Annotated in this window: 28 protein-coding genes and 1 pseudogene; 22 read left to right on the top strand and 7 right to left on the bottom strand. The window is 61.1% G+C overall.

Translation table 11 applies throughout. The features are described 5' to 3' along the window. The first annotated feature begins 19 nt into the window (after window positions 1-19). The 6 genes and pseudogenes from GOX53_RS03855 (at window position 20) to GOX53_RS03830 (ending at window position 4,574) form a co-directional block, all read left to right on the top strand. Complete coding sequence (locus GOX53_RS03855) at window positions 20-319, top strand: hypothetical protein (RefSeq protein ID WP_171173682.1); 300 nt, start codon at window positions 20-22, stop codon at window positions 317-319. Beyond that, window positions 316-1,884, top strand: a complete 1,569-nt coding sequence (locus tag GOX53_RS03850) for a recombinase family protein (protein ID WP_171173681.1) — start codon at window positions 316-318, stop codon at window positions 1,882-1,884. The genes GOX53_RS03855 and GOX53_RS03850 overlap by 4 nt, the downstream gene beginning before the upstream one ends. A 177-nt stretch (window positions 1,885-2,061) precedes the next feature. Further along, a pseudogene (locus tag GOX53_RS03845) lies at window positions 2,062-3,225 on the top strand (tyrosine-type recombinase/integrase); the annotation flags it as partial. Window positions 3,226-3,543: 318 nt separating this feature from the next. After that, entirely contained in the window at window positions 3,544-3,771 is a 228-nt protein-coding gene (locus GOX53_RS03840; protein ID WP_171173680.1) for a hypothetical protein, read from the top strand. Beyond that, window positions 3,772-4,098: a helix-turn-helix domain-containing protein gene (locus GOX53_RS03835; protein WP_371810247.1), complete on the top strand. Its 327-nt coding sequence runs from the start codon at window positions 3,772-3,774 to the stop codon at window positions 4,096-4,098. Window positions 4,099-4,136: 38 nt separating this feature from the next. Then, window positions 4,137-4,574 (top strand): RES family NAD+ phosphorylase, encoded by a 438-nt coding sequence (locus tag GOX53_RS03830; protein ID WP_171173678.1) that lies wholly within the window; start codon window positions 4,137-4,139, stop codon window positions 4,572-4,574. 135 nt (window positions 4,575-4,709) lie between these two features. Here GOX53_RS03830 and qatD read toward each other — a convergent pair whose 3' ends face one another. The 6 genes from qatD to GOX53_RS03800 form a co-directional block, all read right to left on the bottom strand. Beyond that, entirely contained in the window at window positions 4,710-5,465 is a 756-nt protein-coding gene (gene qatD, locus GOX53_RS03825; protein WP_171173677.1) for a Qat anti-phage system TatD family nuclease QatD, read from the bottom strand. Beyond that, complete coding sequence (gene qatC / locus GOX53_RS03820) at window positions 5,462-6,796, bottom strand: Qat anti-phage system QueC-like protein QatC (protein WP_254446451.1); 1,335 nt, start codon at window positions 6,794-6,796, stop codon at window positions 5,462-5,464. The genes qatD and qatC overlap by 4 nt, the downstream gene beginning before the upstream one ends. An 11-nt stretch (window positions 6,797-6,807) precedes the next feature. Next, complete coding sequence (gene qatB / locus GOX53_RS03815) at window positions 6,808-7,695, bottom strand: Qat anti-phage system associated protein QatB (protein WP_171173675.1); 888 nt, start codon at window positions 7,693-7,695, stop codon at window positions 6,808-6,810. Next, window positions 7,695-9,650 carry a Qat anti-phage system ATPase QatA gene (gene qatA, locus GOX53_RS03810; RefSeq protein ID WP_171173674.1) on the bottom strand — a complete coding sequence of 652 codons (1,956 nt, stop codon included), beginning with the start codon at window positions 9,648-9,650 and terminating at the stop codon, window positions 7,695-7,697. Before qatA ends, qatB begins: the two co-directional genes overlap by 1 nt. Before the next feature lie 93 nt (window positions 9,651-9,743). Continuing rightward, the gene (locus tag GOX53_RS03805; RefSeq protein WP_174867708.1) at window positions 9,744-11,627 is read right to left on the bottom strand and encodes a hypothetical protein; all 1,884 of its coding nucleotides are present in this window, start codon (window positions 11,625-11,627) and stop codon (window positions 9,744-9,746) included. 11 nt (window positions 11,628-11,638) lie between these two features. Continuing rightward, a complete protein-coding gene (locus tag GOX53_RS03800; protein ID WP_171173673.1) occupies window positions 11,639-11,869 on the bottom strand; it encodes a hypothetical protein in 231 nt (76 codons plus the stop codon). A 351-nt stretch (window positions 11,870-12,220) separates the two neighbouring features. On the opposite strand from GOX53_RS03800, the gene GOX53_RS03795 reads away from it, so the two are divergent. The 6 genes from GOX53_RS03795 (at window position 12,221) to GOX53_RS03770 (ending at window position 19,685) form a co-directional block, all read left to right on the top strand. After that, window positions 12,221-13,414, top strand: a complete 1,194-nt coding sequence (locus GOX53_RS03795; protein WP_171173672.1) for a DUF932 domain-containing protein — start codon at window positions 12,221-12,223, stop codon at window positions 13,412-13,414. Between the two features lie 134 nt (window positions 13,415-13,548). Next, window positions 13,549-15,600, top strand: a complete 2,052-nt coding sequence (locus GOX53_RS03790; protein WP_171173671.1) for a ParB/RepB/Spo0J family partition protein — start codon at window positions 13,549-13,551, stop codon at window positions 15,598-15,600. A 196-nt stretch (window positions 15,601-15,796) separates the two neighbouring features. Next, window positions 15,797-16,879: a toprim domain-containing protein gene (locus GOX53_RS03785; RefSeq protein ID WP_171173670.1), complete on the top strand. Its 1,083-nt coding sequence runs from the start codon at window positions 15,797-15,799 to the stop codon at window positions 16,877-16,879. Window positions 16,880-17,228: 349 nt separating this feature from the next. Then, entirely contained in the window at window positions 17,229-18,173 is a 945-nt protein-coding gene (locus tag GOX53_RS03780) for a DUF2493 domain-containing protein (protein WP_171173669.1), read from the top strand. Window positions 18,174-18,300: 127 nt separating this feature from the next. Next, on the top strand, window positions 18,301-18,789 hold the full coding sequence (locus tag GOX53_RS03775) for a hypothetical protein (protein WP_171173668.1): 489 nt from the start codon (window positions 18,301-18,303) through the stop codon (window positions 18,787-18,789). Window positions 18,790-19,361: 572 nt separating this feature from the next. Then, window positions 19,362-19,685 carry a DUF736 domain-containing protein gene (locus tag GOX53_RS03770; RefSeq protein ID WP_171173667.1) on the top strand — a complete coding sequence of 108 codons (324 nt, stop codon included), beginning with the start codon at window positions 19,362-19,364 and terminating at the stop codon, window positions 19,683-19,685. A gap of 56 nt (window positions 19,686-19,741) precedes the next feature. Here GOX53_RS03770 and GOX53_RS03765 read toward each other — a convergent pair whose 3' ends face one another. Continuing rightward, window positions 19,742-19,960 (bottom strand): helix-turn-helix domain-containing protein, encoded by a 219-nt coding sequence (locus tag GOX53_RS03765; RefSeq protein ID WP_171173666.1) that lies wholly within the window; start codon window positions 19,958-19,960, stop codon window positions 19,742-19,744. Between the two features lie 168 nt (window positions 19,961-20,128). On the opposite strand from GOX53_RS03765, the gene GOX53_RS03760 reads away from it, so the two are divergent. The 10 genes from GOX53_RS03760 (at window position 20,129) to GOX53_RS03715 (ending at window position 26,208) form a co-directional block, all read left to right on the top strand. Continuing rightward, the gene (locus GOX53_RS03760; RefSeq protein ID WP_171173665.1) at window positions 20,129-20,398 is read left to right on the top strand and encodes a DNA -binding domain-containing protein; all 270 of its coding nucleotides are present in this window, start codon (window positions 20,129-20,131) and stop codon (window positions 20,396-20,398) included. 135 nt (window positions 20,399-20,533) lie between these two features. Further along, window positions 20,534-20,701, top strand: a complete 168-nt coding sequence (locus GOX53_RS03755) for a transcriptional regulator domain-containing protein (RefSeq protein ID WP_171173664.1) — start codon at window positions 20,534-20,536, stop codon at window positions 20,699-20,701. Window positions 20,702-20,759: 58 nt separating this feature from the next. Then, on the top strand, window positions 20,760-21,248 hold the full coding sequence (locus GOX53_RS03750; RefSeq protein WP_171174005.1) for a DUF2285 domain-containing protein: 489 nt from the start codon (window positions 20,760-20,762) through the stop codon (window positions 21,246-21,248). A 40-nt stretch (window positions 21,249-21,288) separates the two neighbouring features. Next, window positions 21,289-22,152 (top strand): hypothetical protein, encoded by an 864-nt coding sequence (locus GOX53_RS03745; RefSeq protein ID WP_171173663.1) that lies wholly within the window; start codon window positions 21,289-21,291, stop codon window positions 22,150-22,152. A gap of 157 nt (window positions 22,153-22,309) precedes the next feature. After that, the gene (locus GOX53_RS03740; protein WP_171173662.1) at window positions 22,310-22,591 is read left to right on the top strand and encodes an AlpA family transcriptional regulator; all 282 of its coding nucleotides are present in this window, start codon (window positions 22,310-22,312) and stop codon (window positions 22,589-22,591) included. A gap of 5 nt (window positions 22,592-22,596) precedes the next feature. Further along, entirely contained in the window at window positions 22,597-23,055 is a 459-nt protein-coding gene (locus GOX53_RS03735) for a DUF2840 domain-containing protein (protein ID WP_171173661.1), read from the top strand. Further along, the gene (locus tag GOX53_RS03730; RefSeq protein WP_171173660.1) at window positions 23,052-23,564 is read left to right on the top strand and encodes a S26 family signal peptidase; all 513 of its coding nucleotides are present in this window, start codon (window positions 23,052-23,054) and stop codon (window positions 23,562-23,564) included. Before GOX53_RS03735 ends, GOX53_RS03730 begins: the two co-directional genes overlap by 4 nt. Window positions 23,565-23,567: 3 nt before the next feature. Next, window positions 23,568-24,203: a lytic transglycosylase domain-containing protein gene (locus GOX53_RS03725; protein WP_254446449.1), complete on the top strand. Its 636-nt coding sequence runs from the start codon at window positions 23,568-23,570 to the stop codon at window positions 24,201-24,203. Next, the gene (locus tag GOX53_RS03720; RefSeq protein ID WP_171173659.1) at window positions 24,203-24,457 is read left to right on the top strand and encodes a hypothetical protein; all 255 of its coding nucleotides are present in this window, start codon (window positions 24,203-24,205) and stop codon (window positions 24,455-24,457) included. The genes GOX53_RS03725 and GOX53_RS03720 overlap by 1 nt, the downstream gene beginning before the upstream one ends. Beyond that, the gene (locus GOX53_RS03715; RefSeq protein WP_171173658.1) at window positions 24,454-26,208 is read left to right on the top strand and encodes a DUF3363 domain-containing protein; all 1,755 of its coding nucleotides are present in this window, start codon (window positions 24,454-24,456) and stop codon (window positions 26,206-26,208) included. Before GOX53_RS03720 ends, GOX53_RS03715 begins: the two co-directional genes overlap by 4 nt. The last annotated feature ends 7 nt before the right edge of the window (window positions 26,209-26,215 follow it).

Raw genomic sequence — 26,215 nt, 5'->3', positions numbered from 1 at the left:
AGTAAGAAAGAGAGCAGAGATGAACGAACCCGCACCGCACCATCCACCAAAGACACCAAGCCTGCGCTTCAACTGGCAGGATTGGTTGCCGTATTTTGATGATCCGGGTGTCTCGCTGGAAGAAAAGCGCGAATTGATCGAAACGCTGTGGTCGCTCGTCTTGTCATTCGTGGATTTGGGGTTCGAACTCAATCCAACCCAAATCTCTTGTGGAGAAGAGCTGGACCTCAAAGCCTTGCTTGAGGCGGCTGTGTTATACTCAGACCAATCACACATCAATAATACCGCTGACCAAGGCGGAGAAAGGGAGGCATCATGAGTCAGAAACCAATCACCAAAGCCGTCATTTACTGTCGAGTTTCAGGAGCGAAACAGGTCCGCGAAGGCGATGGCCTCTCCTCCCAGGAAAATCGCTGTCGAGAATACGCCACTTATAAAGACTACGATGTGGTTGAGGTGTTCAAGGATGACATGTCGGGCAAATTCGAGCGCCGTCCGGCAATGGATCGGATGCTCGCCTTCTTGCGGTTACATCCCAAAGACTCTGTTGCCGTCATAATCGACGACATCAGCCGATTTGCCCGCAATGTGCAGGCACACATCGCGCTGCGTGAAACTTTAAGTGATGCAGGTGGTATCCTCGAAAGCCCATCTATCGAATTTGGTGAGGACAGTGACTCGCGACTCGTTGAGCACATGCTGGCTTCGGTGGCGCAACATCAGCGAGAGAAGAACGCGGAACAAACGTCAAATCGTATGAAGGGGCGGATGATGAACGGATATGCCGTCTTCGCCGCACCAATTGGATACACATACAAAAAGACCGGTTCTCACGGGAAACTGCTCACACGCGATGAACCTGTCGCTTCCATCATTGCCGAAGGGCTTGAGGGATATGCCAATGGCCGCTTTTCCTCACAGGCAGAACTTCGGCGTTTCTTTGAAAGCCAGGCCGATTTTCCGAAGGACCTGCCAGGAGGCAAAATTCGCCAGCAAAAGGTCAGCGATATCCTGAACCGTGTGATCTATGCCGGGTACGTCGAGCACGAGCCATGGGGCATAACGCGCCGCAAGGGATACCATGAAGCGCTGGTATCGCTGGAAGTCTTTGAGAAGGTACAGGCACGAAAGAACGAAACCGCTGTTGCTCCCAAACGCAAGGACATCAACGAAGACTTCCCCCTGCGCGGGGCTGTTGTGTGCGGTTGCTGTGACCGTCCGATGACGGCGTGCTGGTCAAAGAGTGCCACTGGCAAACGCTATCCATATTTCTGGTGCCAGACGCGGGACTGTACCGAATACCGCAAAAGCATCCGTGGCGAAAAGATCGACGCTGGCTTTGAAGAGATCATGCGCGGCATGGCCCCCAGCCGGAATCTACTCGATCTGGCAATGGCCATGCTCAAGAACGCTTGGCAGCAGCGTATTGATCAGGCGGTGAACGCCAAGTCGTCGCTAAAGCGGCAGATTACTGAGCTTGAGAAACAGCAAGATACGTTGATCGAGCGTTTGGTTGAAACCTCAAATCCAAAGGTTTTGGCTGCGTTTGAGGGTAAGATCGCAAAACTTGAAGAAGACAAGCTGAGACTGAACGACAAACTGGCCCAGAACCAAGAACCCAAAGCCACCAAGGGTGAGATTTTCGAACTTTTGAAAGGCTTTTTGTCAAACCCTTGGAATCTCTACGAGAAAAGCCCTCTCAATACCCGGAAAACTATCCTCAAAGCGGCTTTCAAAGCGCCATTGGCATATGACCGAAAAACAGGATTTCGAACTCCGCAAGCATCTGTAATATTTGAGTTTTTCGCGGATTTCTCATCAAAATGTGAAATGGTGCGGGCGGTGGGACTCGAACCCACACGGCCTAGGGCCTTCGGATTTTAAGTCGGTCCAGATGGTTTATCCCTTCCGTATCCGGCGACCTGTCTTTGCCCGACAACGGTCTGGAACCTATAGGCTTTTCGAAGCTTCTGATCCACCGTTTCTTTCCCACCGCACGACGGGGCTGGATGGCTGGGAGCACCTGTTTGGCTCCCGGAAAACCAGATGAAGGAAACGACCATGGCCACAGCAAAACTCACTAAGACGCTCGTCGATCAATCTGAGCCAGGAGCCAAGGAATACGAGATCCGCGATACCATCACGCCGGGTTTCCTCCTCAAGGTTCTCCCCTCCGGCCGCAAGGTCTTCATGCTCGCTTACCGCACTAATGCCGGCGTTCGCCGGAAGCCATCGCTCGGTCGGTTCGGTGAACTCACCGTCGAACAAGCCCGCGACATCGCGAAAGACTGGCTCGCAGACATTCGACGAGGCGATGACCCGAGTGCCGCCAAGAAGGAACTGCGCGGTGCGATGACGATCGCGGAACTTTGCGACCGCTTCATCGCGGACCACTGCGCCGACCACAACAAACCGAGCTCTATCAAGCGCAATCAGAGCATTATCAATTGCCACCTCAAACCAAAGATCGGTTCGATCAAGGTGCCAGAGCTCGAACGTGCCGACGTTCTGAAACTCATGGCCGGGATGAAGGCCACGCCCGTTTCCGCCAACCGCATGCTGGCGGCCTTGCGCAAGATGCTGAACCTCGCCGAACTTTGGGGCGAACGTCCGGATGGCTCCAATCCCTGCCGACACGTTCGAAAATATCCCGAAAAAGGTAAGACACGTTACATCACCGACGACGAGATGATTCGGCTCTATTCCTATCTCGACGCGGCCGAAAGCGGGGGGCTGGAGCATCCCTTCCTATTGCTGGGCATCCGGCTCCAATTCGAGTTCGCCGCGCGGATGTCGGAAATTACGTCTCTCAAATGGGCATGGATCGATCTTCCCAATCGCCGCGTGACCTGGCCCGACAGCAAGACCGGTGATATCTCGAAGCCCTTGAGCGATGAGGCGCTCCGCTTGTTGACGACCGCCCCCCGCCTCGAAAACTCGCCGTTCGTATGTCCCGCCATTTTCGATCCTATGATGCCGATGAGCGAGCACACTTACTCCTCGGGCTGGAAACGCATCCTCAAACGCGCCGGAGTGCCCCACGTGGGAACGCATGGCATACGGCACCGTGCAGCGACCGATATCGCCAATTCGGGCGTTCCCGTGAAGGTCGGCATGGTGCTGACCGCGCACAAGACCGTCACGATGTTCATGCGCTACGTTCACACCGAAGACGATCCCGTCCGGACGGCGGCGGATACCGTCTCACATCAGCGGGCATCGCTTCTGTCTCGCCCCGATATGCCATCCGCAGATGTCACCGAACCGCGGTCAGTGGATCCGAGCTCGAGCGACTCCGTCGGCACTGAAATCACGGGGCTCGATGATGATCGGTATCACGCTCGCACGAAGCTTGGGAACTACCGGCCCTATCGGCATCGGAAGGGTCCGAACCGAGCCGTCCCGCCGGGCGCGAAGGGCGCCGGTCCCATGCGCGAACCTGATGCGGCGACGCCCAGGACATGAAGACGAGCCTCCCTAAGCGCACCCGACATACTAGACAAACTAGCTTATATGATGTTCAGCAACTCTATGGGTGACAACATGGCGGAAACAGCATCGCGACGGAAAGCGTCGGCCTTCCAGGTCAAGGGGCTCAGCGGTCTCTCTCGGGCGGCCGCGCGATTCCTCGAACATCATCCGAACCGCGCCGCGCTCGCCGTCAAGATCGCATTGGAAACGGCCGCCAGCCAGCATGATGCTCCAGGGAGCGCCGAAGACGTCCCCGATGCTTTGAAGCCGTTCCTCGTCGCCAGACCGCCGCGAGAGTAAGTGATCAGTGTGTCAGAAGCAGCGGCGCGGTTGAAGCTATCACGAACGACCGTCTACGATTGGGTCGACAAGGGCATCCTCCTCGCCTGGCGCGGGACGAAGCGGGGCCTGACGATTCCGGCGGAGCAGATTCTCGGCGAAGGTCGCGTGCTCGACGGTCTGAACGATGTCGTCGAGGCGATCGGAGACGCCGAGATCGCTTGGGAGTATCTATCGACCGAGACGACATTCGGCGGGCGGATCGCCCGCCCGATAGACTTGCTGAAAGACGGCCAGATCGATGACGTGATCGGTGCGGCTGCCTCGTACGGCACCGCTATCACGTGAAGACGAGAGCTTTTCTCGATGATCGGGTTGAGGCCCTCGTGCGCAAGATCGCGCTCCCGTCCAGCTATCGGATCTTCCCAACACGACATGCGAGCACACCGCTCGGAACCGGGCCGGGCGATTCCCGTTTTTGCGACCGGACATCGGGTTTCACCGTGCTGTATGCGACGCCCGATTTCGCGACGGCCTTCATCGAAGTCGTCGTCCGGGACCGGTTCACCCGCGCCAAAACGCGCGAGATTCTCCTGAAGGAGGTGACGACACGGTCCTATTCCCGCATCTCTTCCGGATCGAGGAAGATGCTCTCTTTGCTCGATCTCCGCCGGTACGGGTGCAGCCGCCTCGGTGCTCCGACGGACGCCGTGAACGCCCGCAACAATGCCGCAGGCCGGGCGCTCTGTCGGGATATCCACACTCATCATGGCGCCGTCGATGGCATCCTCTTCGCCTCGCGCCTCACCGGCGAGGACGTCTAAGAGATCTTCGATCGCGCGACAGTGAACCTCACCGCCGGTCCCGCCGAACGGCTTGCGGACCACGCCGAGATCCCCGATGTCCTGCGACGCCACGCCATCGGATTGATCGTGCGTCCCTAACCGCCCGCCAGGAGGTCAGCTGAGCACTTCCCGCAAATTGCCGGTCAGAATGCCGTCCATCTCTTCCCGACCCGTCCCGAGCAGCTTCGCCAGTCCATCCCGCGCAGGACGCACATCGGCTGGTCCATCATTGCCTGACACCCCATCCGTGAACGGACCATCGGTCTCGGTCAGAATTCGGTCTCGTGGGAGCGTTGCGACGAGTGCCGCCGAGCGTTCGTTGCGAAGCATTGCGGCGTTGATCGAGAAATAGCATCCCATCTCGGCGGCGCGCCGGGCCTCAGACGCCGATCCGGTGAACCAGTGCAAGACCACGCGACCCGTCCCGACCGGCAACCGAGCATCGATCATATCGAGGACGACTTTCGCGCAGCGGACGCTATGGACGGAGAGTATCTTGTCGCGCGCCTCGGCGCACGCGGCGAGGATGTCGCCAAACACTCTCTTCTGCTCGTCGAACGAGCGATAATACTGCCGCCCAGCGTCGAGACCGACCTCGCCGATGTAACGGGTCGAGGGCAGATAGTCCTTCCAGAGCGTGAGTTCGCGCGCGCGATCGGCCACGAGTTGCGGATGTAGACCCAACGCGGCCCGCACATAGGTTGTGCGATCCGTCAACTCCTTGTTGCGCGGAAAAGCCTTCGGCGTCGTCGTCATCGTCAGCGTGAACACGCGGTCTCGCTCACGTCGTGCGATGGCCCCAGCATGATCCGGATAGAGGTCGAGATGACAGTGGAAATCGACCAATCGTCCTGTCCTGGCTGTGGTCATGACGGGGCTGTCTTCACGCCCGCCAAGATTGCACCCACCTCTTCCAGCCCGCGGCGATAGACGTCCGCATAAGCATTGATCCGGTCGGGGTTATCAGATAGCGATCCGGGTTTGTGGATTAGCACTCGCGCCAGTTCGGGACGCCGCGCCAATCGACTGATGGCCAATTGGAACGAGCGGACCTGTTGTCCCTCCGCCTGACGCGTGTCCAGCGTATGAGCCGTTAGATCCGGGACACGGTAGGTGGTCGGATCGTTCCCGGCCAGCGATGCGCGCCGGATCAGGCAGGGAAGGCAGTACCCGCAATGTCCTTGCGCCTCCTTTTTCCACCGCCCTTTGGCAGGTGACGAACAAGAGAGCGAGTGCTCCACGGCGTCGTTCAGGACACCGGGATTTGCACATGCGGTCACCATCTCGCCCTTTGTCTTGTCCCAATAGGGATTGACCAGCTGGCCATCGATCCCCAGTGCTTCCAGGAGTTCATTCCACCGCGCCATGTAGAAGGGATGGGTCGTACGCGTGCTCAACGCACCGAGCCGGAGCCGGTCGAGTGGGACGTTCAAGGCAATGAGGCCGTTCTCGGGTACGCGCAAGACGAATTCCTTGCCAAGACCGGTGCCTGCCGCCACGCCCAGAGAGAAGAATAAGAACGATCGCCCGCGCGTGGTGCTTTCGGACTCGACACCGTCAATTAGCCCGTCCCCGAACGTCATCCAAATACGCAGTCGATCGAATGCTGCGTCCGGATATGCCGTCTTCAAGACCTCAAAACACTCTTCCTGAGACTTGCTGACCGCACCTTCACCGGCATGGCTCACCAGCAAAGGCGCGCCACCCGCTTCCAGGGCGTCGATTGCACCAATCAAACTGTCGAGGCCGCCGGAGAATAGATTGATCGCGTCGAACGCCACCGGGAGCAACGGTTTCGGTCGTGGCTTCGCGAGCGTTGCCTGGGCCTCAGGTCGTGCCCTGAAACCGATTTGCCAGCGATCGCCCGTCAGGAAGTCGAGCGCGCGCTTCACGATACTCGCCGACCGGGTCCAGAGCTTCGGATCGCTGACTGGCACGACCAACCTGATCTCACGCGACCAACCATCTTGCGACTCCGTGCTCCGCGCGAGGCGCGTGTCGGCGGCATGAATATGAGCGGCCAGCACCATTAGATCGACCGCGACCTCGCTCGGTCCGAGGTTCAATTTCTCTATGTCTGAAAGGGCGTAGCCGATCCCGTGTCCGAGACGGTCGCCGACCAAGAGGTCGAGTTCCGATACGATCTCATCGCTGGCCGCCGGGATGCCGACGTCGTCCTCCGACCCGAAGTGTCCGATCAATAGGTGCCGTCTCATACCTCGGCCTCGCTTTCTCCGAGCGCCTCGAGCATCGCGAAGGCCGCCTCATATACGTCGTCGACGAAGCCAGAAACCTGATCCTGCGAGAGAGCGCCGATATCGATCCCCGACGCGTTCACCGCGTCGCTCACCCCGCGTTGGATGAACTCGGACAATTGCGCTTCAATCCGTTCGACCGTCCGGGCATCCGACGGCATCGTCACGACTCGCGTGCCGATGTCGTTGCAAATCCGCGCCTCAATGGTGTGTGAGGCGTAGAGTTCGAATACCGTCTGAATCTGGTCCGATGTTAGGCCATCGATATCCGTAATCCCGGCTTCCGCGAGATCGGCGATGGTCTCGATGAACGCGTCGCGCGCAATTCCTTCGTCGATCGATCCCCCATCGGGACAGATATAGTCCGCGAGCCCGGCGAACACATCTTCTACCGGCCTTCCGGCAAGACCTTCGAGGTTGAGAGAGCGCAGCGCCTCGCGGGCGCCGTTCGCACGAGCATCGCCTAAGAAACTGACGAGGCCTGACGCTGTGCTGCGGGACGATCCCATCCGCCGCGCGGCGGACCCAGCGCCGCCTGATGATCGCGATACATATTGTGACACCGCCCGGCCGAGGCTGCGTCGGTCACTCCCACCCGAACCTGCAAACCGTGTGAAATTGCTACGCGCCGACCGAAATCGATCACCGGTCGGGGCCGGAACCACCGGCTGCCGATCCGCGGGCGCGGCGGGCGGCGCTTCGGGAGCGGCTCCGGGCGCGCCGCCGTCATCGCCATCAACTGGCGCGCCATCATCACCGGCCCCACCATCGCCGTTGCCGTCAAGCCAACTCGGGACTAGCGGCGTGCCGCCCGACGCCCCTCCGAATGCATTCGACGTCCCCATCAGCGCGCCCTCTTGCTTGTGCGCGTCGCCGTGCTGGCGGCTGCCTTAAGCGTCGGCGACCCGCTTTCAGCCCAGCCCTTCAAGAGACTGTCGAGCCGGGCGACGAACTCGCCGCCCTTGATCACACCGGTCCAGCCCGAAGCAACCCAGGGGCCACAGCGATCCGCCGGCAGGCTCTCCAGCATGTCGAGGAGGTTCGTCTGCAGGAGGTCATGCGCACGCACCAAGACCGTCATTCCGGCGACACCCGCGGGCTCCGTATCGAAGGAATCCCCGCCCATGATCCGACCGCGTAATTCCTCGAAGACCTGGCCGGCTTCGGCAGGCGCCAATTGCCGGAGTTCGGCTTCGTAGGTTTGCACCGCCAATTTCGAGCCCATCAGTTTCTCGACCACAGCGCTCAACCGACCGAGCACCGATGCTGCTCCGAAATAGTCTTTCCGATCCTTCGCCACGAACAGATAGGGACGCAGATCCTCCTCGCCGATCTTGGGCGACAGCTTCGCCCACGACCGGATGACATCCGATCCCTTCCATTCTGAGAGCATCGCGCTGTCGGGGTCCGGTTCAGGCTTCTTCCGCGGCCCCTCGAGGGTCGAGACTTTCGGGCCTTTCCTGACGGGCTTCTTCGGTTTCTCGGCGGGGGCGTCATCCGCCTCCAACAATGCGAGCTCCTCGCACCGACCGTGCTCGTGCTTCGCCGCAGCGCCGGCGATCTGATCGAACAGGCGCGACATGAATCGCTCCGCTAACATGAGCTTCGCCAGCACCGGCAGCCTCACATCGGGGCCGAACCCGCGCGCCTGGGCGGTCTGGTTGCGGAGCAGCAATGTGTTAAGGAACCGCTTGATCTGTCGCGGATTGCCTTGCGTCCCGCTGGCGAGGATCGGTCCAATCTGATCGCTCAGCGTCAGCGCGGCGGATACTCTTTCATCGAGCGCTCCCAGCATTTCCTTGACCGTCGCGGCATCGAGGCTTCCGGCCTGCCACGGCCGTTTCAGCTTCTCGCGCGCGGCCGCGATAAGCTTCACATATCCCTCATGATCTTCGCCGAGCTCGGCGCCGATCAACAATAGCGTCACATAGATGCGCGTCTCGGTCTCGCCCAAAGTCGGTATCCGGAACGGCACCTGTATCAGCTTCTCGAGATAATTGCGCGCATAGTCTCGCGGTCCGGTCGTATCGGGCAATTCGGGGAAATGCTTTCGCACGGAATACTCGATCATCGCCTCGTCGGCCGCGACAATGAACGCCGTGCGGTCGGTGAAAACGAACAACCGGACTGCCTCTAACGTCTCGATCGCGATATCCGGCAAACACCGATCGAGGTCGTCGATCAGGACAACGAGCTGTTTTACACCTGCTTTATCGAGCAGATCATCGAAGGCTTTCCGGAACGCGCCGATCTCCTCCGGCAAGCGCTTCGACTCGTCGGGCTTCAGCAAACCCTGAACACCGTCGAGCGCGGCGTCATAGTTCTCCTTGGTGGCAAGCTCAGCGGGATCATCGAGCAAGCCTTTCACACCCCCGACGGCGGCGCGTATCTGGTCGGGCGTCGGGATTCCGGACAAGGCCGTGAAGGCGAGGCCGCCACCATGCCGCGCGACCTTGAGCCAGTCGATCCGTTTGAAGATATTCTTGACTGCCTCGCCGGCTTCGGTGGCCAATGAACGCTGCTCGATTAACTCCGTGACGATTCCCTCGATGAGCGCGATCTTTGCGTCCTCGAAGCCTTGGAAGCGCCATCCATTGAATTTGATGCAAAGAACATCATCGCTATCTCGCAATGCGTCATCGATCATCTCCAAGACGCTCGATTTGCCCGCGCCCCAGTCGCCGTGCACACCGATCGTGACGGCCTCTTCGGGCCGTTTCGCGAGCAGGTCGATAATCGTCTTGGCGATGGCCTCGTTGTTGAGGAGATCGACCTTCGTTTCGTTGTCGGTTAATATCAAACGGAGGCACCTTTCTTTGAAATGAAGACAATCTTCCGTTGTGTGGGCCAGGCAAACGATATCAAGGTATTCCAGAGCATCTGTCGTCTGTTCTCAGCCTACTTCGTGTAATCGAGCAGTACTTTCCTCCGGGATGTCTGCTGCCTTGATCAATTCCTTCGCATAACGTTTAGCCTGAGAGATGCTCTGCTTGTAGTCATCTGCGGCCAGCGACAAGGATTCCGGCGATGTCGCACGATCCAGATCATCGCTCGACCAATCGTCCGAGAGACGCTTGCTGATCGCATAGCAAGTTGCCTTGCCCACTCGAAACGCCATGAATTTCCGGGAGGCTTTCATAATAGCCGACCGCACGACCTCCGGCTCACCCAACGTGCGCAGTTCAGCATCGAGTTCGACGGCCATGCGTTCGGCGGCTGAATAGAGACCGTTCACAAACAGCGTCTGCGCATCCTTGTAAAAACGTCCCGCACGGCCCTTCAGGTTCTTCTCGGCAATCTCGTCGGGATCTGTGAGAATCTTGATTTCTGGAACGCGCTCCAATGACTGGGCCGACCGCGAGAGCTTAGAACCCTCTGGCGCTTTCCGTACCTTCTTGTGCTTCGCGCGCTGACTCTTGCTCGGATCACCTTCGGCACCGTCCTTGTCGCCAGCCTCACTCAATTCGGGGAAATGCGTATCGATCTTCGTTGGGTCCGATGTATCGGTACCTTCATCCGCGCCCTCGGTTTGCATGGCCGATATGCGACGTGACGGACTCAGCGTCACCGTAGGAATCCGGAACTCGTCGAGTAGCTTTTGAAGGTCGCTTTGCAGATCGTCCAGATTGTCGTCCGACGCCGGAGACTCGGAGCGAATGACTTCCCTTACCCAGTCGGGCATCAGTTCGCGTACGAAATCATCGAAGTCTTCGGCAACCATCGGAGAACGGTCATCCGGCCAGGTCAGGCCATCCCGATACTGGTTTGGCAACGCCAGCTCGTCGACAAGTTCGATCTCGACAGTGATGACTTTCGACCCAAAAGGAATGCCGAAGTTTGGAGCAGCCGCCGACCATGCCTTTCGGGATTTGATGTCATATCGCTCACCTTTGTGGACCAGGGCGCAGAAGGTGGTCGAGCTGGTTGCCGGATTGGCTAGCGCACTGAGGGAGTGGCTGTAGCTCTCATGTTTCGGGTCATGGATGTAGTGAATCCTCAACTCCCCACCCGGCGCATCGACCCATTCGTGGTTGGGAAGCTCTTCCACCACCTCTTCGAGGGTTTTCAGCCGTCGCGTACGGCCCGTTTCGTCCTTACCTCCGCCCTTGGTCATGGCAACATCGACCCGCACTTCGACACCATCGGCGAAACGCGCAAACCGCCGGAAGATCGCCGAAGGAATGAAGCTGCGATCTTGGGTCTTTCCCTTCCCCAGGGGCTCGGCAACGGTGTCGTGGTCTTCGCTCTCGCCCATCAGTACGACTTCGGTCCAATCGAATGCGGTCTCCCGCCCCTCATCGAGGACGACCTGTGTCACATCGTACACGGTGTCGAAACTGCCATCAGGCAGTTCGACCGGGAAACGGACATAGGTCTGTTCCTCGGGATCGAAGCCGATGACCACTTCGTTGACGACGCCATCCTTGCACGAGCGATAGCGAATGCCTTCCCGTGACATGGTCAGGCCAGAGACTTTGGCGCCGATCCCGAAATTTCCGTCGAGCGACATCTCCTTGTTGATCGACGAGGACAACTCAGTCGCCTGTTTCAGCTCTCTGTCATCCATGCCCGTCCCGGTGTTCCAGAACGTGAGCTTCCGGACCCCTTCTATGACTGTCGGGTAGATTTCGATCCGGCGATTTCCAGGGGCGGCGCTGGCCGCACTTTCATCGGCGTTCTTGAAAAACTCGCGGACCAGGGTGCTGACCGGAGCTTGCTCGATCAGCCGATTGATGAGGAAGCGCTTGTCATGAATGTTAAGTGGTTCTGCCTTCACGCGATGCGCCCCTAGAGTTTGAACTTATCGGCGCCATCGCCGGAGGTTGACCCGAATTTCCGCTCGATGTCGCTCGTGGCGTCGCGAAGCGCTTTGAGGATTTTTTTCACGTCACTGTCCGAATATTCATAAGCTCGACGGTTCGAAAGATTCCCGAGCTTGCGAATCGCATCCAACGCAGACTGCGTCCGCCCTTCGGCGAGTCGCACGAATTTCTCACGTTTTTCAGATAGTTCGGCCACCGAGTGCTTGTCCTCCACTAATTCCGTTCAGTTCAGGGACGATATTGTAATTGACGCTGATGAGTCAATATTTTTGAGAAATTCATCACAATATGCGGTAATTTGCCCCTATAGTTGTCCGCATTTCATGCCAAATACGGTGCGAACGGATGTTCGGCCTTCTCAAGTTTGTGCGCATCAGCAGTTCTGAGGGGAAGGCCTTCCCCCGCGGTCGAGCCTATAGTCTCGCCCGACCCCTTCTGCGGGGAGACCCTGCAACGCCCCCAGAGAGTGAGAGGCCTGCGGCTGACGCTGTGACGGGTTTGGAGGTCGAGAGAGAGGCTCTCAGACCGCCCGTCCTGGAGATCAGCCATGACAACGATTGAGATCATGAACGGCCGCCCCGAAAGCGGCGGCTACAAGGTGGACGTGTCCCGCGGCGGGCATGACGGGCGCGTGTCGTCCGAATGGTTTTCGCGCCCCGATGATGAGAAGTATCTCTCCCTCTCGGACCTCTACGCCTCGGTAAAGGGCCGAGCCGAGCAGAGCCGGACGCGGACGGTCGAAAGCGCCGCCATCCGTGTCGAAGCCCATCGCGACGATCCCGAAAAGCTGGCGCTCGTCCTGCCGGATGCCGAAGCGCCGGTCGTGCCGACCCATTGGAGCTTCGGCCAGCTCGCGAGCCTGATCAGCGCGCCCGCGGCCTATCTGCGCCAGCTTCCGGCGCCGCTTGCCGGAATCAACCTGCAATACGGCCTCACCAACCACCGCGCCGAGCAGGTGAAGACGATGGAGGTCGCCAACGGACGCACGGAACTGCGCGCCGCGACAGGCCCGGACTATGGCCGCATCTACGATCACGAACTCGTCTCCGCCGTGCAGCGCATCGCGGGCGACGGCGTTGGCGACACACGCTGGAAGGTACCGGGCATGCTCGACTGGTCGACCGGCATCTACAACCCGATGATCGATGTCACCAAGGATACGACCACGCTCTACGCGTCCGACCGTGACGTCTTCCTCTTCCTGGTCGACGACCTGAATCCGATCGAGGCCGGTACGCTACCCGACGGCTCACCCGATCTCTTCTTCCGCGGTTTCTATTGTTGGAACTCGGAGGTCGGTGCGAAGACCCTCGGCATCGCCAGTTTCTATCTCCGCGCCGTCTGCCAGAACCGCAATCTCTGGGGCGTTGAGGACTTTCAGGAGATTTCGATCCGGCATTCCAAATACGCCGCCAACCGGTTTGCCCACGAGGCGGCGCCGGCGCTGGCTAACTTCGCCGATTCTTCCCCGCAGCCCTTCATCCAGGGCATCCGCTCCGCACGCGAACGTATTGTTGCGCGCAGTGATGAGGATCGTACCGACTTCCTGCGCAAGCGCAGCTTCTCAAAAGCGGAGACTGGCAAGATCATCGAGACGGTTCTTGCCGAGGAAGGGCGCCCGCCCGAAAGCGTGTTCGATTTTGTGCAGGGCATCACAGCGGTCGCCCGGTCCAAGCCGCAGCAGGACGCGCGCCTCGCCATGGAAACTCGCGCCAAGAAGCTGCTGGAAGCCGCTGCCTAGGCGTCGCCGTTCCGCTCCCGTCTAACCCTCTGTTCCCGGTCCATCTCCCTCAAGAGGAAGAGGTGGGCCGGGATTTTCGTGACGGGTTTGGAGGTCAGAGAGAGTCTCGTGACCGCCCGTCGCGGAGAAATCCCATGACGAAGTCTCAGAAGATCACCCTCAGCGCCTCGCGCGACATCCCCTTCAACAAGCTGGTGCTGAGCCAATCCAATGTACGGAAGGTCAAGGCCGGCGTCTCGATCGAAGAGCTGGCCGAGGACATCGCCCGGCGCACGCTTCTGTCGTCGATCACGATCCGCCCCGTCCTCGACGATAAGGGCGCGGAAACCGGCATGTTCGAAATCCCGGCCGGTGGCCGCCGCTACCGCGCGCTCGAACTGCTCGTGAAGCAGCGTCGCCTCAACAAGACCGCGCTGGTGCCCTGCATCGTGCGCACTGACGGTCTCGCGGAAGAGGACAGCCTCGCGGAGAACATCCAGCGCGCGCCGCTCCACCCGCTCGACCAGTTTCGCGCCTTCCAGGCGATGCGCGAAAAGGGCAAGCCCGAGGAAGAGATCGCCGCGGCCTTCTTCGTCTCGGTCAATGTCGTCAAACAGCGCCTCAAGCTGGCCGCCGTCTCGGAGACACTGCTGGAGGCCTATGCCGAAGAAGAGATGACGCTCGACCAGCTCATGGCCTTCACGGTCAATCCCGACCACGAGCGCCAGGAACAGGTTTGGGAGGCGCTCAAGCAGCACTACTCGAAGCAACCCTATGAAATCCGCCGCATGCTGACCGAAGGCGCCGTGCGCGCCTCCGACCGGCGGGCGCAGTTCGTCGGTCTCGACAACTATGTCGAAGCGGGCGGCGAGGTGCTGCGCGACCTGTTCCAGACCGACGATGGCGGCTGGCTGCAGGATGCGGCGCTGCTGGAAACCATGGTCACCGAGAAGCTGAAGGAGGAAGCGGAAGCCATCCGCGCCGAAGGCTGGCACTGGATCGAGGTGGCGACCGACTTCCCCTACGGCCACACCTACGATCTACGGCGCATTCGCGGCGAGGCCGAGCCGATGTCGGACGAGGAAGACGCGACCTACACCGCACTCAAGGCTGAATATGACAAACTCGAAGAGGAGTATGCCGAGACTGACGAACTCCCCGAGGAGGTCGACGAACGGCTCGGCGAGATCGAGACGGCGATGGAAGCTCTCCAGAACCGTCCGATCCGGTTCGAGCCGGAGGACTACGCCATCGCGGGCGCTTTCGTCAGTATCGACGGCTCGGGGCAACTGCGGGTCGAACGCGGCTATGTCCGCCCTGAGGACGAACCCGCTGTTGAGGGCGATGATGGCTCCGAAGGCGATGAAGTCGATCCGAACACGGATGATGAAGCCGTAGATGGCATTGGCAAGGCCACCGATCTGGATGAGGAAGAGGACGATGACGGCACCAAGCCGCTGTCGGATCGTCTCGTCTGCGATCTGACCGTCCACCGCACGATGGCGCTGCGCGATGCGCTCGCGAACGATCCGCAACTGGCGATGCTCGCCTGCTTGCATGCGATGGTCTTGCAGCTCTTCTACCATTACGGCCAGGATAGCTGCATCGAGATCACACCGAAGAGCATGCAGTTCGGGGCGCAAGCCGAAGGTCTCGCGGAGATGCCCTACGTGCAGTCGATCGATCTCGGGATCGAGACTTGGGCGGGCAATCTTCCGAAGGAACCCGAAGAGCTTTGGGACGCGCTGATCGAATGGGACAGCGACAGCCGCGATGCGCTCTTCGCCCATTGCGTGGCGATGACGGTCAATGCGGTGCAAGAGCCGCACTACCGCAAGCCGCGCCAGATCGCCCATGCGGACGTGCTGGCCGCGACGCTGGGCCTCGACATGGCGAAGGCAGGCTGGTCGCCGACCGCTCAGAGCTATCTCGGGCGCGTGACCAAGGCGCAGATCCTCGACGCCGTGCGCGAAGCGAAGGGCGACAAGGACGCCGACCGCATCGCCGGGTTCAAGAAGCCCGACATGGTCGAAGCCGCCGAGGAACTGCTCGCCGGTACGGGCTGGCTTCCCGAACCGTTGCGCACGCCGCCGCTGATCGAACGGCCCGATGAACCAGAGCTCGAGATCGTCGACGAGAACTTGTCGGCGCACGGCGATGAGCCCGACGCTGACGAACATCAGACGGCCCTCGAAGCCGCCGAGTGATCGTACAAAGACTGGCGCACGGCGGCTGTCGGTCGATGGCCGAAACGCCGTCGCCAGCTCAATATGGACGGGCCGCGGAAGCCTTCCCCACTGCGGCCGTGTCGCGAGAGAGCGCATCCCCCTGGCTTCCTCGCAACCGGAGGGCTCGTCGGAAACGGCGGGCCCTTTTTCGTGGCGATAAGACTAAGAGGCTTGCATGGCAAACAAAGCATCAGACCTGGCGCATCGTCTCGCACGCAATGCCGAAGCAGTCTGCCGGCATTACCTTCCGAACGGTCGCCGTGAAGGGCGTTACTGGATGGTCGGCGATGTGCGGAACACGCCCGGCCGGTCGATGTATGTTAGACTCAGGGGTCCGGACTCGGGCAAAGGTGCGGCGGGTAAGTGGACCGACGCCGCCACCGGCGAGCATGGCGACCTGCTTGACGTCATCCAGGAAAGTTGCGGGTTGATCGACTTTATCGACGTGGCAACCGAGGCACGACGGTTCCTCGGCCTTCCGCAACCGGAGCCAGACAACGGCGCGAAGCATCGACCCGCGCCGGCACCGACCGGTTCGCCCGAAGCGGCCCGGCGGCTGTTCGCTATGGCAAAGCCCATCCAGGGCACGCTCGCCGAAGCGTATCTGCGCGAACGCGGAATTTCGGCATTACACGAGACCAGCAGCCTGAGATTCCATCCAAGCTGCTACTATCGCCCCGACACGCACAGACCCACCGAGACCTGGCCTGCATTGATCGCCGCAGTGACCGACCTCGACGGGACGATCACCGGCGCGCATCGAACCTGGCTGGATCCGAGCGGCTTCAGCAAGGAGACGCTCGGCAGGGCGCCGATCGACACGCCGCGCCGCGCCATGGGCAATCTGCTCGGCCATGCGGTCCGCTTCGGCGTTGCACAGGACATCATGGCAGCGGGCGAAGGCATCGAGACCGTACAGTCGCTGAAGCTCGTCCTGCCGAACATGCCGATGGCGGCCGCGCTCTCGGCCGCGCATCTTGCCGCGATCCTGTTCCCCGACACCCTGCGCCGACTTTATGTCGCCTGCGACGGCGATCCGGCCGGCAAGGGCGCGATGGAGAACCTGATCAACCGGGCGAGCGCTGTCGGGATCGAAGCAATCCCGCTGTCCCCTCTTCTCGGTGACTTCAACGACGATTTGCGACGGTGCGGCCTCGACGTGCTGCGGCAGAACGTGCGCGTGCAGATCGCGCCGGAAGATGTTGACCGCTTCTTGCAGGCAGTGAGATCGACCGGGAGAGAGGCGCTGCCGGGCTGAGCATCGTCGACGAGATCGGATTGGGCATGCCGTCCTGCGGGAGAGAGCCTCGACCTCGGCCTTCTTCGAGAGGGCGACAGAACGGCAAGCGGGCCGGTCCGGCAATGGCTGCGCCCGGTTCTTTTCCGTCGGCCCTGCGGGCCGTTCCATCGCGAAACAAAAGAACCGGGCTCCGCCATCCTCCGCTGACGCTTCGGCCCTGCGCTCCTTCTCGGCATGATCTTATCCCAAAACCGGTGGCCACTTTTGGGGATCATGCCCGTCGCTCCAGGTGCAGGCCCGTCTCGCCCACCGTCTTTCGTCGCCACGAAGGCCGCGGTGGTCGCGGCCCCCGACGAAGGAGCACACCATGTTCACCGATCCCGACGATATCGACGCTGAGCCACACCGCACCGCATCGCCGACCGATACGATCTGTGCCGAGCTGGAACTATTCGGTCACCGTCCGCCCGAGGGCGAACCCGACCCGCGCGACGTCCCCGAAGACGCCCGCATCGAAGGCGCCGTCGCCGACATCTTCGATGCTCTCGTCGCCACCATGGCCGACACGATGCTCGATCACGACCTCGACGAATTGCTCTGGTCGACGGTCAACATGTTCCATCGCGCCACCGACCGGATCGAGCGCAAACTCGACGTCAACGAACAGGCGCAAAAGCGCGGACAGCGCGAACAGGACGGGTCCGAAGTCAAAGCCGTCGAACTCGAACGCCTGATCACCATCGGCCGGTCGCTGATCGAACGGCGCGACTGCATGGAGGTCTATCGCGACAGTGCCGCCGAACACTACCTTCGCCTGACGGGCTCGCCCTGGTCGGCCCGTTCGGGATCGCGGGTCAACCATCGCAACCTCACTTCGGCGATGATCGACAGCCGCGACTTCCTCGCCGCGAAAAAGCGCGCCGAAACGCAAGTGCATCTGCCGCAGGGACCCAAGATCGCCTTCACCGGCGGGCTCGACTTCAACGATCACCGTCTCATCTGGGACACACTCGACAAGGTCCGCGCCAAGTACACCGACATGGTGCTCCTGCATGGCGGTTCGCCGAAGGGCGCCGAACTGATCGCCGCCAAATGGGCCGAGACCCGCAAGGTTCCGCAGGTCGCCTTCAAGCCGGACTGGACGCGTCACGGCAAGGCCGCCCCGTTCAAGCGCAACGATGCGATCCTTGGTGTCCTGCCGATCGGTGTCATCCTCTTCCCCGGCACCGGCATCCAGGACAATTTCGCAGACAAGGCGAGGAAGCTCGGCATCACGGCGTTCGATTTCCGCAAGCAGAAGCGGACTTCATGATGAAGCGTGTTCCGCGAATAGCATCACCTGATCCTGTGCCGGAGCATTCCGGCGCAGGCCTTTCTTCGCTAGACTGCGCAAGCGCCGTGGCGGTGGTGGAGGTGCGTATCATCCAAGGAGACCGCCCATGTTCCTCTCAACCGCCCTGAGCATCCTCGGCCTCGGCGTCATCGTCTACGTGCTCTTCACGCTGGCCGTCTACGCGCTGCCCTTCTTCGTCGCGATGACGGTCGGTTTCTATTTCTATGAGAGCGATGCTGGCATCCTCGCGGCCTTCATCGCCGCGTTCCTGTCGGGCGCGGTCACGCTGATCCTGGGACAGATCGCTTTCGCCACGGTCCGATCTACTCCGATCAGACTGGCGATCGGCGCGTTCTACGCGATTCCGGCTGGCGTCACCGGGTTCCACGCCATCAAGGGATTATCCGAGATTGGTAGCGCGGGTGAGAACTGGTCGCTGGCCTTCGGCAGTATCGGCGCCCTCATCATCGGCATCACCGCTTGGGTGCGCATCACATCTCTCTCGGTTCCTGATGAAACGCCGCCTACGATAACGACAAAACGCGGTGAAAACCGCACGGCCAACGACGGACAAGATATTGTGCGAGATCGGTGACATGCCGCGTGGATGGGAAACCATGCACAAAGCCATCGACACATCATGGGATAACTGACCCAGGTCAGTCACTCGGATCGTACGTCACCAGTTTCGCCTCTGTCCCGCGTCCGCTCTCACGACATGCAGCATCTGGCGCCGACTCGGCGCAACGTATGCGACGACACCTTTGAGCGAGTACTCGATGACTAGCCCCCCGAAACGCTGCGAACGATCCTGATCGTACGACATTGCCTGTCTTCGCACGATCATCTGTTTCGGGGCCTTGCCGGTCACGACAGGCAGCCTTCATTTCTTCTCCAACGCTTCGACACCCACGCCCGTCACTGCCTCTCATGGCTTGATCTGCCCGGGATCGGCTGACGCCTCGACCGCCTTGTCCGCAACGGCGCGTCCAGAACTTTCTTCCCCTCGGCTCACGCCCATTCCTCGCGGGCACAAGAAACTTCCGTCCGCGCCGTCCTCCACTGGCGTTGCGGGCCTGACGGCTGCGTCGGCGGATCGCCCCGGCCTTGCGATCACCATCGAGGCCGCGACGGGCGCGGGCTCGAAAACCTAAAGGAGAACTGAAAATGGCTACCATCGGCACCTTCAAAAAGTCCGGCAACGAATACGCCGGCGAAATCGTCACCCTCAACGTCCAGGCCAAGAACGTCCGCATCGTCCCGGAGACGAGCCAGACCAGCGAGAACGCTCCCAGCCATCGCGTCCTGGTCGGCCGCGCCGAGATCGGCGCCGCATGGTCCAAACAGTCGAACGAGGGCCGCGATTATCTGGGCCTCAAGCTGGACGATCCGAGCTTCACCGCTCCGATCTACGCCAACCTCTTCGACGATGAAGACGGCGAAGGCTACAGCCTCATCTGGTCCCGCCCCAACCGCCGCAACGGCGACTGAGCGATCGTCAGCAAGCCCTGCCCGGACTTGTCCGGGCAGGGCCATCTGCTGCGTTCCTACGTTTCTTCTTCGTCATTCAAAAGCTCAGCCGGCTTCACGTCGAGCGCCAGTGCGACGTGCCAGAGCGTGACGATGGTCACGTTTTGCTGGCCCCGCTCCATCGCCGACACATGCGCACGGTCGACGCCCATCTTCGCAGCCAGTGCACCCTGGCTGAGATCGCGTTTCATGCGATAAGTTCTGAGATTTCTTCCAAAAATTTCCTTGATATCCATCCGCACGATAAATGCGGATCGCGTATTTTGATGCGACGTATTATAATACGCGGAGATCAGTTCCGGCGTCAGCGCCCTTCCGGGTGTTGGCGATTGCAACCCGCCGGCAGTTGCGGGCGATATGGTTTCTGGTTCATTAATATGAACGCTTGTGCGACAGGACCAACCATGACGACAACTCAGATGCCGATAGCCGACGCTCCGCCGGACGAGGCGGTTTTGACGGTATACGACCGCGATCATCTGAAGCTTTATATGCGCCTGTTGGACGCCGAGACTGCCGGCGCGACGCTCGAAGAAGTGTCGTCCGTGCTGTTCGGAATAGACGCCACGGCGGAACCCGAACGTGCCCGGCGTGTGCGCGATAGTCATCTCAGCCGTGCGCGCTGGATGACCGAACAGGGCTATCGCGAGATTCTCAAGCACGGCCTACCGTAGCTTATCGAACCTGCGATGCGCATACCGGATCACCCTATGCGCGCCCTCTCACTAGCCAAACTCAACTTGCGGCGGAATCATCCAACGTGACAAACGTCATCTGTCTGCGGGGGCTAGCCTTTGAGGAGGACGGCCATGTCCAAGGATTGGCTCGACAATCGTATCTACGATCATTTTGACGATCTCGACCTTTCCGGGCTGGCCTGGGAATGTCTGAGGCGAAACGAAAACTACCGATCCGACTACGCCGCAAGGGAGAGCGACGGCGCCTGCGCCGCTTGGGGTCTTCGATTTCGCGGTTGATCCGGAGCGTGATCCGCCCGCCGCGCCTGTCTTCTGGAACCCCGCCGATGCGCCGGCGATCGTCAATCTGATCGCTTCCGCACATCCATTCGGTGACAAAGTCTCAAGCATTGGAACCCTTCCGGTCGTCGCACGCGCTACCGATTCCGAGTTCATCTGGCTCAAGCTCGATAACGGCGCCCAACTTGTCGCCAAAGGCTCCGCGACCAGCTCCGATTTCGGGGTCGTCGTACCGTTCGACGACGATTGGGCCATCCATCTCGCGGCGGCCGACAGGCTCTACCGACATCTTCGCGGACTTTCGGTTGAACACCCGCTGACCCGCCAACGCCGTCAGCGCTTGAAACACGCGCTCAGAACCGTCGATGGGCTGCACCAGGGCGCGACCTATCGCAGGATCGCCATCGCCTTTTTTGGCGAGCAGCGTGTGTCGGAGGAACCGTGGAAAACGCACGCTCTGAAATCGCAGATCGCGCGTCTCGCTATTTATGGACGCCGAATGATTGACAGTGGGTATCGACGGCTTTTGCAGGGTAGACATCGATAGAGAACTGTAAATATCGCGAAGTTTTCGTTATGTTCTCATCATGACGCAGCCTTCTCAAAACCTCGATTCAAGCGCCGTAAAGATACTCGGCCGCACGCGTCGTTTGCTAACCCATCAGCGCGCAGTCTTCGATCAGATATTCCACAGCGGCGGCGGCTATGTTCTTAATTTTTGCGACAGGACGATGGCCGAATGGTTCGAAGAGAGCTTCGGCCTCGACATCTTTCAGGCTCGGTTTCAACTCGAGGGCACGAGCAAGGGTAAGACGCTGCGGGGTTTCGTCGAGGTCGCAGAACCGCGGCTCGTCGCGCAGGTTCTCCGCACGCTCTGGGCCTATAGGTGCGGCCTCTCCGACTATGTCGAAGCCAAAGAAGCCGAGGAATCCCGCCTGAAATCCTGGCTTGAACAGTTCACGACCGAGCTGGAGAACGCATCTACGTTAAAGCTCGATGACGCGTTCAAGGACTTTTCCGGCGACACGACACTTCCCAAGCTCCGCGCTTCGATTGCTGCCGACCTCGTCGCCGAAAAGCCCGACGTCGCGCTCGACCGCGTGCATACCTACTGTGTCAAACGGTTCCGCGACCTGCTGTCATCGCGCAAACAGCCCGTCGATGCGAAGACGCCGCTGCACGCCATCTTCGGCGCTTATGGCAAGGCGCTGCGTGATGAAGGCGCTGTGAGCGCGTTCGCGCTCCCAACTCTCCGTGTCCAGCATAGGCTCTTCGAGGGGCTGAACGAGGCGCGCAACAAACGGTCCTTCGCGCACGATAACGAGCTTCTCGCCGTCTCCGAGGCGCAATTCATTATCGACTGTGTGCTCGCCTCACTCGCCTTCATCGAGCGGCTGGAAGCGAAACGCCAGGCTTCGGCGGATGATCCAGCCGACGAAATCCCGTTCTGATCAGCAGGCTATCCTCGGCTTCCTATACGCCCTTTGAGGGGTAGCGTTTTCCCTCTTCCGTCTTCGCCATCCCCCCTGACGGTATTTCTGCGCTTTCCTCGCCTCCGACAGCCCGCCGCAGGTCGCGGCCCGGCACAGCAACCGGAGGCGCTACCCTATGCCCGATCCCAATGCAGGCCTGCCGCCGCGCTATCTCAGGACCCCCGAAGCCGCCCGTTTTCTCGGCCTTTCCGGCCGCACGCTGGAGAAACATCGCACTTACGGCACCGGCCCCAAATATTCCAAGATCGGCGGGCGCGTCGTCTATTCGGTCGAGGATCTGCAGACCTGGGTGAGCCGGGGCGAGAAGAACTCGACGTCCGACGATACCGGCGACACGGTCCTGCCGGCCAAACGCCATGCGGCAATCTCGCCGGCCTATAGCGACAAGCGGCGGTGAGCAGGATGCGCACCACTGTCGAACTTTTGTGGGTCGAAGGACGGATCGAGCGCTGGATTCGCTTCGGTCACATCGTCCAGGAAACGATCAAGAGCCGCAGCCGCCGCACCGTCGGCTTCGATCCCGGCGCGGTCTTTGCCTTCGTTCGCTGGACGGCCAGTGACTACGGCACGGTCGAGAGCAGGATTGATATCTTGCGCGCAGTCGAGCGGGGCGAGGCCTATGCGACCGTTCCTTGCGTTGCCCCCGGCGGCGAGAGCCTTCTGCATATCTCCGGCTGGCCGAAGGTCGAGGCGGTGCTCGCCGTCATCGACCGCATCGAAGCGCTGGACATCGCGCCTGAGGAGGTCTGCCCGGATCATTGGCGACATGTCCATCATCGGCTGACCGCCGGTCTGACACCGCGCCCTTACACGAAGGCACGACATGCCGCCTGGCTCAAGCGCCGGGAGATCGAGACATGACCCGTTCACGCCGAACACTTTTCCTGGCCGCTGCGGCGATCGGTCTGATCGGCGCCTCAGCCGCCGTGCGCAGTGATCCGATCCTCATCTGGAACGCGTCGGCAAGCGTTCCTGTCGGCGTCTATTTCGTGACGCCATTGCGTGATCCGCAGGTCGGTGACCTCGCCGTCGTACGCCCGCCCGAAGAACTGTCGAACTGGCTCGTCGCGCGCAGATATCTCGGCCAGGACACACCCCTCCTGAAGCACGTCGCAGGCCTTCCGGGCGCTGAAGTTTGTCGTTTCGGCATCACTATCACCATCGACGGCGCGAGTATTGCGACGGCACGGCTGACCGATCGGCACGGCCGCCCATTGCCGGTCTGGAGCGGCTGCCGGGTGCTGCGCGAAGGCGAAGTCTTCTTCCTCAGTAGGCGCGAACCGGCCAGCCTCGACGGGCGGTATTTCGGGCCGCTCGACACCGATACGATCATCGGTCGGGCGGTTCCGGTCTGGACCCGGGAGGATTGAGCCTTGTCACTCCTTTCCCTTTCCGGCCGTCAGTCATCTGTCGCTCGCATGACGATGGTGCTGCTCACGATCGCCATCGCCGCCACACCGATTCCCGCATCTGCGGAACCGTCGCAACGTATGACGGATGACCGACCCGCAGCAGTCCGACCGTCTTCGATCGACGTGTTCGTCGCGCAAGCGGCGGCGCGGTTTCACATCCCGGAACGCTGGCTTCGCGTCGTCATGCAGGCCGAGAGTGCGGGCAATCGCCGTGCGGTCAGCCGCGCTGGTGCGATGGGTCTGATGCAGATCATGCCCGCGACCTGGGCCGAACTTCGTGCACTACATGGGCTCGGCGACGACCCGTTCGACCCGCGCGACAACATCATGGCTGGCGCGGCCTATATCCGCGCCATGTATGATCGCTTCGGCGCGCCCGGCTTCCTCGCGGCATATAATGCCGGTCCGGAACGCTATGCTCAGCACCTCGCCACCGGACGCCCTCTGCCGCGCGAAACACGCGCCTATCTCGCATCGCTGGCGCCGCTGATCGACGCTTCCTTTGTATCGCCGTCGAAAGGTGACGGACGGCCGAATGTATCCGACTGGCGAGAAGCGCCGCTATTCGTCGGTCTCCAAAACCGGGCGGACGAGTGATGATTGCGTGTTTCGCAGCGTGGCGCGTGCTGACGTGCTCTTTCGCAGCTTTGACGGAAGAGCGGGTAACGGAAGTGGCAACAACGAAGGGACGGCGAGATAAAAGGCGCGGCACCGATGCGCGCTATGTGGTTGTTGTTTTTGGAGTTTTTGCACGCCGCACCGGGTCGCGCAGTGCCGCACAAGGCGCTTACACTTTGATATCCAAAGCCTTTTACCGTGCTATTCTTCTTTTCAGCGGGCAAAAAGTATGAGCGCCCGCGATGACGATCTGCGTATCCAACCTGGGCGTATCCGCGACCGTGGACCGCGCGGGCGCAAGGCGCAGAGTTTCGTCGGCCAGGTCATGCGCGCGGCCAGAAAAGCCGGCAACACCGGCTATCGTTTAAACGGCGCAAGGCGTACTGGTTCGGCCTCAACCTTCGGACGGGGCCGGTTCGCGGCGACGGCGCGCAACCTCTCACGAACCAAACGTCGTGTCATCGTCAAGGCGCGTGTCGTCCGACATCGCGGGGCACGCTACCGTTCGGCGCCGCTCGCCAAGCACATCTCCTATCTGAAACGCGACGGCGTCACCCGGGACGGGCGCGATGCCGCCATGTTCGATCGCGACGGTGACGCTGACGAACGCGTCTTCGCGGAACGCTGCGAGGACGACCGACATCACTTCCGCTTCATCGTCTCGCCGGAAGACGCGGGCTCAATGGAAGACCTGCGGGCTTTCACCCGTGACCTCATGGACAAGGCCGAACACGATCTCGGAACCGATCTCGATTGGGTCGCCGTCGATCATTGGAACACCGACAATCCCCATGTCCATGTTCTGCTTCGCGGCAAGACGGACCACGGTAAAGACCTCGTCATCTCGCGCGACTATATCAAACGCGGCTTTCGTGCCCGCGCCGAGGAACTGGTCGGGCTCGAACTCGGACCCCGCACCCAACGTGAGATAGCCGCGAGCCTCGACACAGACATCGACGCTGAGCGCTGGACCGGGCTTGACCGCGCCCTGCGTGCGTTCGCGGACGAGAACGGGGGTATCGTCGATCTAAGACCCGGCGCACCGGAACCGTTCGATCCAGAAGTACGCCAGCGATTGATAGGACGTGCACAGACGTTGGAACGTCTCGGTCTCGCCGACAGGTTGGTGCCTGCCGTCTGGGAACTGCAACCCGGCGTGGAACGCACGCTGCGTGAGCTCGGCAATCGGGGCGACATCATCAAGACCATGCACCGCGCCCTGGCGGCCGGTCCCGCGCGATCGCTTTCGGACTTCGCGGTAGAGAGCACTCCGGCCGAACCGATCCTCGGACGGCTTGCCGATCGCGGACTCCATGATGAACTGACGGGCGAAGCCTATGCCGTCATCGACGGCGTCGACGGACGGCTCCATCACCTGCGCTTCGCCGACCTGGACCGAACCGGCGACACTCCCTTCGGAGGGATCGTTGAGACGCGCAACTGGACGCCACCCAATGGCGGAGCGGCACGACCGTCTCTGGTTGGCCGGTCCGATCTCTCGCTCGCCGCACAGGTCGATGCCGATGGCGCAACATGGCTCGATCGTCTGCAATTGGCGAAGGGCAGCGCGCCCTTGAGCGGGAACGGGTTCGGCGCGGAGGTGCATGATGCGCTCGGACGGCGGGCCGATCATCTGGTCGCCGAGGGCCTGGCGACGCGGCAAGGTCGGCGCGTCACGTTTGTCCGCGACCTGTTGGCGACACTGCGCAAACGTGAACTCGATGCCGCTGCGGCGAAGCTCGCGGCAGAGACCGGCCTTCCCTGTAGGACCACGACCGAGGGCGATGCCATCGCTGGCACCTATCGCCAGCGCCTCGATCTCGCCTCGGGCCGCTTCGCGATGATTGACGACGGCATGGGCTTCGAACTCGTGCCCTGGAAACCCCAACTCGAAAAGCATCTCGGCCAGACCGTCGCCGGGACCATGGCGCCGGGCGGCGGTGTGGACTGGGCGCTCGGCCGCAGGCGTGGCCTCGGTATCTGAGTCAAAA

It is taken from the genome of Ruegeria sp. HKCCD8929 (assembly GCF_013031405.1).
Taxonomy (GTDB): domain Bacteria; phylum Pseudomonadota; class Alphaproteobacteria; order Rhodobacterales; family Rhodobacteraceae; genus Ruegeria.
The sequence above is the reverse complement of the archived record's forward strand: the minus strand, read 5'-3'. Positions and strand labels throughout refer to the sequence as shown.